Annotated in this window: 9 protein-coding genes and 1 pseudogene; 6 read left to right on the forward strand and 4 right to left on the reverse strand. The window is 56.8% G+C overall.

Annotated elements, in window-relative coordinates; translation table 11 throughout:
• Window positions 1-138 precede the first annotated feature (138 nt).
• The gene (locus tag NW857_RS10300; RefSeq protein ID WP_414334854.1) at window positions 139-354 is read right to left on the reverse strand and encodes a hypothetical protein; all 216 of its coding nucleotides are present in this window, start codon (window positions 352-354) and stop codon (window positions 139-141) included.
• Window positions 355-546: 192 nt separating this feature from the next.
• Between NW857_RS10300 and rbfA the strand changes: the two genes are divergently transcribed.
• The 5 genes and pseudogenes from rbfA (at window position 547) to NW857_RS10325 (ending at window position 3,721) form a co-directional block, all read left to right on the forward strand.
• A complete protein-coding gene (gene rbfA / locus NW857_RS10305; protein ID WP_414334855.1) occupies window positions 547-975 on the forward strand; it encodes a 30S ribosome-binding factor RbfA in 429 nt (142 codons plus the stop codon).
• A 371-nt stretch (window positions 976-1,346) separates the two neighbouring features.
• Entirely contained in the window at window positions 1,347-1,856 is a 510-nt protein-coding gene (locus tag NW857_RS10310) for a hypothetical protein (RefSeq protein WP_414334856.1), read from the forward strand.
• Window positions 1,857-1,896: 40 nt separating this feature from the next.
• Entirely contained in the window at window positions 1,897-2,715 is an 819-nt protein-coding gene (locus NW857_RS10315) for a pseudouridine synthase (protein WP_414334857.1), read from the forward strand.
• Window positions 2,716-2,827: 112 nt separating this feature from the next.
• A pseudogene (locus NW857_RS10320) lies at window positions 2,828-3,061 on the forward strand (helix-turn-helix domain-containing protein); the annotation flags it as partial.
• Window positions 3,059-3,721 (forward strand): DUF4115 domain-containing protein, encoded by a 663-nt coding sequence (locus NW857_RS10325; RefSeq protein WP_414334859.1) that lies wholly within the window; start codon window positions 3,059-3,061, stop codon window positions 3,719-3,721. The pseudogene NW857_RS10320 and the gene NW857_RS10325, both read left to right, overlap by 3 nt.
• Here the strand turns inward: NW857_RS10325 and NW857_RS10330 are convergent.
• The 3 genes from NW857_RS10330 to trxA all read right to left on the reverse strand — a co-directional run bounded on the left by NW857_RS10330 (window position 3,718) and on the right by trxA (window position 6,365).
• Window positions 3,718-4,407 (reverse strand): phosphoribosylanthranilate isomerase, encoded by a 690-nt coding sequence (locus NW857_RS10330; RefSeq protein ID WP_414334858.1) that lies wholly within the window; start codon window positions 4,405-4,407, stop codon window positions 3,718-3,720. The two genes, NW857_RS10325 and NW857_RS10330, sit on opposite strands and share 4 nt — an antisense overlap.
• A 222-nt stretch (window positions 4,408-4,629) precedes the next feature.
• Entirely contained in the window at window positions 4,630-5,700 is a 1,071-nt protein-coding gene (locus NW857_RS10335) for an LOG family protein (protein ID WP_414334998.1), read from the reverse strand.
• Between the two features lie 308 nt (window positions 5,701-6,008).
• Window positions 6,009-6,365: a thioredoxin gene (gene trxA, locus NW857_RS10340; protein WP_414334999.1), complete on the reverse strand. Its 357-nt coding sequence runs from the start codon at window positions 6,363-6,365 to the stop codon at window positions 6,009-6,011.
• A 303-nt stretch (window positions 6,366-6,668) separates the two neighbouring features.
• On the opposite strand from trxA, the gene NW857_RS10345 reads away from it, so the two are divergent.
• Window positions 6,669-7,409: an MT-A70 family methyltransferase gene (locus NW857_RS10345; protein WP_414335000.1), complete on the forward strand. Its 741-nt coding sequence runs from the start codon at window positions 6,669-6,671 to the stop codon at window positions 7,407-7,409.
• The last annotated feature ends 36 nt before the right edge of the window (window positions 7,410-7,445 follow it).

Consider the following 7,445-nt stretch of genomic DNA (forward strand, 5'->3'; position numbering starts at 1 on the left):
TGCCAAATCAAAACCGGGGAAGTCATAGGCTACTGAGGGACGGGATCCCATCTTGGCCGGTTCCCACCACCCCTTTCAACTCATTCCCCCCTCCTGGACAGCCAGGAGCTAGACTATGAAGAACCTTAAAGGGCTCTGTCAAATCTCTGGACGGTCGAGCAGCCGGCTGGGACAATAGCGGCAGCGTTCATCTGGCTTTTGTTGGCCATCGCTGTACCCCATTGCATAAGCTGTATCCCCCAACATCACCACCAATTGAGTTAGCTTCAGGGAGAGCAAGGGGTCAAGCGGCTCTGTGACATTCAGCATAAACTGCTCAATGGAGCGCCGCAGGGCCTCTGGCGTCTTGATCATCACGTCTCCATCCATCCATCGATGGCTTTAGGTATTCATACTCAAGGCAAGGTGGACATGGATTCAAGATAAAGGTAGAAGAGAGAGATGCTCGTAGCATCGGCTACTGTTCTGGGGATCGAGCCGACGAGGACTCTGCTCCACACCGGCCAGAGCCGGTTTGCGGATGAGCGGTAACCTAGGTATCCAAAAATGGCGACAGCGCGACGGGTGGCACGGGTAGCCGAGCTGATCAAACGGGAGGTCAGCCAAATCCTGCTCTCGGAGATCAAAGATGACCGCGTGGGGGCGGGCATGGTCAGCATTGTGGATGTCGAGGTTTCCAATGACTTGCAAAATGCCCGCATCTTCGTCAGCATCTATGGCGATGAAGCGGCCCAGCAGCAGACCATGGAGGGGCTGGCCTCTGCCACTCCCTTTGTGCGGCGGGAAATTGGCCAGCGCCTCGGCCTGCGACGGGTGCCGACGGTGGTGTTTTTGCAGGATCGCTCTTTGGAGCGGGGATCCCGGGTTCTGACCCTGCTCAACCAACTGAGACCGCCTGCCGAGGCTCAACAACAGGAGGAGCCCGGGGTTGAGGAAACGATGGAGGACACCGCCGGGGGTGAAGAAGACAATTGAGCAAACAACAATGGCTGCCCACTTTCGTGCCACCTTGGGGGATCTGCGCTAAAGCTCAGCCTGCTGTGCACAAGAGAGCAAAGAATCTACCCTGATGGCCAACGGCTTCGCGGCGACGCGGACAATGTCAAAGCCAGGTTTTCTCACCGAGAAGTTTTTGGATTTGTTAGGCTGAAGAAACTACACAGCCCTTCCCGTGGTTACCTGAACAGGATCAATGCCTGCGGCACGCCTAAACGACCACCAGAGCGCTCTATCCCAACTGGGAGTCGCAATAGTGCCGCCCACTGATAACGCGAAGGCATCAGCGTCGCTGTAGCGAACCTGCGAAAGGGCTGTAAAGTTTCTGTCCATGCCTTTTCTGCCTTTTCATGGATGTTCAAAGCCCACTGCAACCGGATCCCGCCCTGGCAGGTGCCACCCCTCTCCAAGCTCTGCAGGCTCTGAACCAGAGTGTTGCCGAAGCTTTGGTTTCCTGCTTGAAAGGGCAACCCCAACAAGCCACTCAGCACCTTTTACTGGCTCTGCCGCAGTTAATGGCTGCTCTGGGGGCTTTGAGGCAAAAATCTTCCGTTGGCGTCAGCGGGCCGGAGGCCTTGGCTGAGTCTACAGGCCGCGTTTCAGAAATCAACCCCAAGCGCATCATTCACATCGAGGGCAACCGTGTGGAAGTGTGGGTAGATAACCAGATTCGCAGCAGTTGGAGCATCTGGTCGGTGGGAGATCTCAAGGAAGTCTGCCGGCTGGCAGAAGAATTTGATTGTGGCCTCAGCTATTCTTTAGGAGATAGCTCAGGGTCGAAGTCGGCAATGCTGCTGTTGCCCCCCAATGCCGTCGATTTGCCCGACCGGCTCTCCAATCCCGAAGACTCCGCTGCCTAGCACCCTCAGCTTCGGTTGCTGCTTTTGCCGTTCAATCCCCATGGCAAAACCCCAACGGCTCCAGAAGCTTTTGGCTCAGCAGGGCTTGGCCTCTCGTCGCCAGGTGGAAGCCTGGATCCTGGCGGGTCGCATTCGGGTGAATGGGAAAGTGGTCACCGAGCTGGGCTTTAAGGCTGATCCGGAACAGGATTGCGTCGAGGTGGATGGGCGGCCAATCTCTTGCAGGGATCCGGCCCGCCACGTTTTGCTTCTGCACAAGCCGCTGGGGGTCTTGTCCACCTGTAAGGATCCCTGGGGACGCAAGACAGTGCTGGATCTGCTTCCCCCACCCTGGAACCGACAGATCCGCCTCTATCCCGTGGGCCGACTGGATGTCGATAGCAGTGGCGCTTTGCTGCTCACCAACGATGGTGACCTGACACTGAAGCTAACCCATCCGCGCTACCATCTGCCCAAAACCTATCGAGTCCAGGTACAGGGACATCCGAGCCAGGCCACCCTGCAACAGTGGCGAGACGGAGTAGACTTAGAGGGGTACACCACTCTGCCGGCGGAAGTGGAGTTTTGTTCTGCCCCCGATTCCGGGCAGAGAAAGCATCCCGATTCCTCCTGGCTGAGGATAGTTTTGTTTGAGGGACGCAACCGACAAATTCGGCGGGTGGCAGAGCAGCTTGGGCATCCGGTGCTGGCCTTGCATCGGGAAGCCATCGGCCCAGTACGTCTGGGCAATCTGAGGGCAGGCCAGTTCCGCCAGTTGGATCCCCAAGAGGTTCAGGCCTTGCTGGCCCCGTTTGCCGCCGCCGACAGCTCAGCTCTGCCCAAGATCGCCTCTTTTTTCTCTTCCCGTCCTTCTTCATAATGTTGGGTACGGGGAGAAAAGGACAGAACGGCTTGCGGCTGTATCTTCTTGTCTGCTGACAATTTGGGGCTGCTTGTAAACCAGCTTCCTCTCTTCCACAGGTGACCAAACGATGCAAGAGTCAGCACACTCTAAGGACTCCGTCCCGCTAACGCGATTGGAAGCCCTGGGATCCCTGCTGCGGCAAACACGGGAGGCACGGGGCCTGACGTTAAGCGAAGTAGCCAACGATACCTTTATTCGCTCCCAGTATCTACAGGCGCTGGAGGAAGCCGATTTGAGCCGGTTGCCGGAGCCGGTCTATGTGCAAGGGTTTCTCAAGCACTATGCCAACTATTTGGGGTTGGATGGCGAAGCCCTGTCTCGGCAGGCTCTTCCACTTCTATCGGCCAAAACGCCCCCTGGATCTGCTCCCCTTCTGGCTGCTGGTGGGCAGCCCGCCTTTGCCCTGCGCCCTCTCCACCTTTGGGTCGCCTATGTGGTGCTGGTCGTGCTGGCAGTGGGGGGATTATCGGCTCTTTTGGAAGGCACAGGCAATCCCTTTGGGCGTTGGCTGGTGAGCCTGCCGAGGATTGGCCGAGAGGGATCCGGCCAGCAACCCCCTGCTGCCAACTCTCCGGATCGCACCCTGCCGGCAGCTCAGCCTACGGCCCGCCAACTGTTTCCCACCCTTGACCAATGGACGCGCATTCAAGGCGTTTTTCCCGAGATATTGGAAGCCTACTCAGGGGGAGTGGGGCGCAAGCCGGTGCGTCTGGACATCCGCGTTGTCGAGCGCCCCTCCTGGTTGCGGGTCATTGCCGATGGGCAAACGGTTTTCGAGGCTACCTTACAGCCAGGGGCCGAGTTGAATTGGGAAGCGGAGCAATCGATTGTTTTGCGTACCGGCAATGCGGGCGGTGTGTTGGTGACCTTTAACGACCGGGAGCTTGGGGTGATGGGCCGGTTTGGAGAAGTGAAAGAACTGATGTTTGAGCCGGGGTTGGATATTCAGTCCCTGCGCTAGGGATCCGGCCTATCATGTGTCAGTGGCCACCCGGAAGCGATCTCCCACCCCTGGGAGCGGAGCTGCTGCAACAGGTGCCGGACTTTGTCGATGTCTTTATCGCCTGGCCGGCGTTCCACACCGCTGGAGAGATCGATGCCGTTGGGCTGAAGGTGGCTGAGGGCCTGCCGCACATTGTCCGGTTTCAACCCACCGGCCAGCAGCCAAGGCAAGGGCAGGGATCGGTGGGCCAGTTCCGGCCAATTGAGGGTTTGCCCCGTTCCACCCGCCTGTTGGGGGTGATAGGCATCCAAGAGCAGCCCCTCTACACAGTCTCGGTAGAGATTGGCCCCTTCCAGATCCGCCGGGTGGCGAATGCGCAAGGCCTTGATGCGGCGGATCCCGGGCAGCCATTCCCCCAACTGCCGACAATCCTGGGGGGATTCCTGGCCGTGCAACTGGATGGCCGTGAGGCCCACCGCTTCCACCCAGGCGGCGATGACGCGGGGATCCTGATCCAGAAAGACCCCCACTTTTTCCACAGGGCCGGGCAGAGATCCCACCCAGCGGGCCATTTCCTGTAGGGGCAAATAGCGAGGCGTATCGGGCACAGCAATAAACCCAAGAGCGCTCACCCCCAACGCGGCAATGGCCTCCGCCTGATCCTGACGGGTGATCCCGCAGATTTTGACAAACAACTGGCCCATTGGGATCCCTTCCGACAATCAACCTACCCCAGTCACTTCAAATCCAATAGCAACGAAACGGTTCGTTATGCCGTTATTGCTACGCAACGCTGTCGCAAACGCGCCCCTCCAACTCCCCTCTCCCTCAGGGAGAGGGGCTGGGGGTGAGGGAGTCCCTCAGGGAGAGGGGCCGGGGGTGAGGGATCCTCCCTCAGGGAGAGGGGCTGGGGGTGAGGGCAGCACCTACTTTTGGTCGGGGCGCATTTGCAGAGGATCCGGCTGTCCTGGATGAAGCGTGTTGATCCGGCGCACCATTTGCCACAGCCGTCCAAAGTTACGCTGGTTAAAGTGCATCACCAGCCGCGGCAGATGGGCAATATCTTCCTCAGCTTCTTCCGGCAGGGCCTCGGTTTGCTCGATCCGGCCCCCATCGAGAATGTCGGCAAACTCTTCATTCAAGGTATCCAGAGCTTGGGGCGAGAGTTTGGTATTCAGGCGCAAGACCAAAAGCTCCCGCACGTAGCGATTGCTGTGAAAGACGCGATAAAAATCGACAATCTGCTGGCAGGCATCTCCCACATCATCAGTTAAGGTGTAGAGGAAAAGATCTTCTGGGCTGATTAGGCCGCGGCCAAGCAAGTGCTCCCGCACGTACTCATCCCATTCCTTCCAGTAGCAGCCACCTGTTCTGTCCACCAGCACCAAGGGCATGAGCTTGGTTTTGCCGGTTTGCATTAGGGTTAAGCATTCAAAGGCCTCATCCTGGGTGCCAAAGCCGCCAGGGAAAAGCACCAGCGCGTCGGTTTCTTTGACAAAGAAGAGCTTGCGAGAAAAGAAATACTTGAAGTTGATGACCCGATCACTGGCAGCAATGACGGGATTGGCCATCTGCTCGAAGGGAAGCTGGATGTTGAGCCCAAATGAGTTTTCCAGCCCTGCCCCTCGATTGCCGGCTTCCATGATACCGCCCCCGCCCCCCGTCAGCACCATGAACCCCCGCTGGCTGATGCAGTGGGCAAACAACTGGGCCTGACGATATTCGGGACTTTCCGGCCCCAGCCGTGCCGAGCCGAAAACGGTGATCTTGCGCTGATGGACATAGTTTTGAAAGGCAGCAAACCCCTGTTCCAAGTCCTCAAGAGTGGCCGCCAAGATTTTGGCATCCAAGCGGCTTAGCTCCAGGGATCCCATGCGCTGCAAAGACTGCAAAATCCGCAGCCACGCTGTCCGGTTGGGGTGATGTTCCAACTGCTTTAGGCGGGTCTCAGCGCTGGAAAAAACCTCTCGCAGAAGAGAAGAAACTGAATCGGTCAAGCTGGGATCCAAAGCTCTCTAAGATTCACTCTAATGAGTTCTCGGCACAAAATATCAACCAAGTTCCCATCCAGACCTCAAAAGTTACATTCCGAAACATCTGGGCTCCTGTCCCGGCTACTTCGCCCAGGCATCGGCCCACCTCTGCGTAGCGGTAGTCAGGAGATTTCTTACACCGCCCAGAGGTGAACCCATAAACGCCAAGACAAAGCCTTGAAGTCCTGCCTACTGGCGCCTGTGCTCATCGGCCTTGCGAGTTTTTCACCACAGCAGACGAGCAGAGCGTAGCACAGCAACTTGGTCGCGCACTAAAGTACGGAGCTACCCAGCTTATCTTCTGTGTCGAAGTGCTTTTCCAAAATTGTGGTCAGAGTTGCCTTGGGCACAGCACCGACCACCACATCCACCTTTTGGCCGCCTTTGAACAACATCAGAGTGGGAATGCTGCGAATACCGTACTGACTGGCAGTTTGAGGATTCTCATCAGTATTGATCTTTACAACCTTAACTTTGCCGGCATACTGCTCAGCTATCTCCTGAACCACAGGAGCCACCATGCGGCAGGGGCCACACCAAGGTGCCCAAAAATCGACCAAGACCGGAATATCGCTGCGAAGCACCTCTTCTTCGAAGGTGGCATCAGCGATATCTATTGCTGCAGACATGCTTGGAGAACTCCTGAAACAATACCTATCATGGTTCCTAATCTTAGCACAGCTCTCTGGCTGCTGCCGCCTGCTTCCACCACGGCCTACCCCCTTGCAGAGGGTGCCTCTGGGAACATGGCCCACACCAACGGCATCGCAAAGTATCTGGCTGGGGCTGAAACGGGCTTCTACAGGCTCTATCATCGCTTTAGCGGTGAGGCTGTGATGGGGCCCGAGCGAGGATAATTGCCGTGTCCACACGCTTATCCCCAAAGCCGAGGGCGTGTGCCTCATCTGCACCAGTCCCACGGAAGCCATAGCATGACAAAAAACCCACCGCGCTCTTTGGATAAAACGCCAGACCAGATGCCTGCCCGCGCGCCAGGCGAGAAAACTGGGATCCCGCACACCATGGACGATCCCTCAGTCATCGCAACGAACCTGGATAAGCGCTACCGAGTTCTTGTCGTTGATCCACCTTGGAACCAAGGCAAAACCGGCAAACGCAAGGCTCGTCCCAATCAAACCACAACTCTGGACTATCCCACAATGAGCAAGGAAGAATTGATGAAGTTACCCATCAACCTGTGGGCGGAAGAGCAGAGCTTCTTGTGGTTGTGGGCAACCAATAGCAAGGATCGCAGCACCGGAGAGCCCATCCTGAAGATAGCGTTCGACTTAATGGAAGCGTGGGGATTCACCTTCTATACAATGATCACATGGAATAAGCGTACTGGCCCATGTCCATTTGGACCTTACCAAGTTACCACTGAGCACGTTCTATTCGGATATAAGGGCAAGGCTGTGTTTGATCGAAAACATTTTGGTAAGATGCAGACCTGCTTTACAGAAACTCCGACAACTCATAGCGCCAAACCGGATTCCTTCTACAAGCGTATTGCGGAATATTTTGAAGGGCCGCGCCTTGATGTGTTCGCGCGCCAGGTACGCGATGGCTACGACGGATGGGGCAACCAATACGGTCTGCTGACTCCAGATGCAAAACGACCAAGAGTGCTGCGTCATGCCAAAAGCTGTCAAGATACTCCTGCCGCATGCTAGTTATCGATACCCTGAACCACAGCTTTTTCCGACTTT

Origin of the sequence: Synechococcus sp. H55.9, assembly GCF_047462355.1 — a bacterium.
In the GTDB taxonomy this organism is placed as follows: Bacteria; Cyanobacteriota; Cyanobacteriia; order Thermostichales; family Thermostichaceae; genus Thermostichus.

Excerpts from the sequence above, each read along its gene's own strand:
- NW857_RS10300 (WP_414334854.1), bottom strand. The coding sequence starts at position 354 with ATGATCAAGACGCCAGAGGCCCTGCGGCGCTCCATTGAGCAGTTTATG.
- rbfA (WP_414334855.1), top strand. The coding sequence starts at position 547 with ATGGCGACAGCGCGACGGGTGGCACGGGTAGCCGAGCTGATCAAACGG.
- NW857_RS10310 (WP_414334856.1), top strand. The coding sequence starts at position 1,347 with ATGGATGTTCAAAGCCCACTGCAACCGGATCCCGCCCTGGCAGGTGCC.
- NW857_RS10315 (WP_414334857.1), top strand. The coding sequence starts at position 1,897 with ATGGCAAAACCCCAACGGCTCCAGAAGCTTTTGGCTCAGCAGGGCTTG.
- NW857_RS10330 (WP_414334858.1), bottom strand. The coding sequence starts at position 4,407 with ATGGGCCAGTTGTTTGTCAAAATCTGCGGGATCACCCGTCAGGATCAG.
- trxA (WP_414334999.1), bottom strand. The coding sequence starts at position 6,365 with ATGTCTGCAGCAATAGATATCGCTGATGCCACCTTCGAAGAAGAGGTG.
- NW857_RS10345 (WP_414335000.1), top strand. The coding sequence starts at position 6,669 with ATGACAAAAAACCCACCGCGCTCTTTGGATAAAACGCCAGACCAGATG.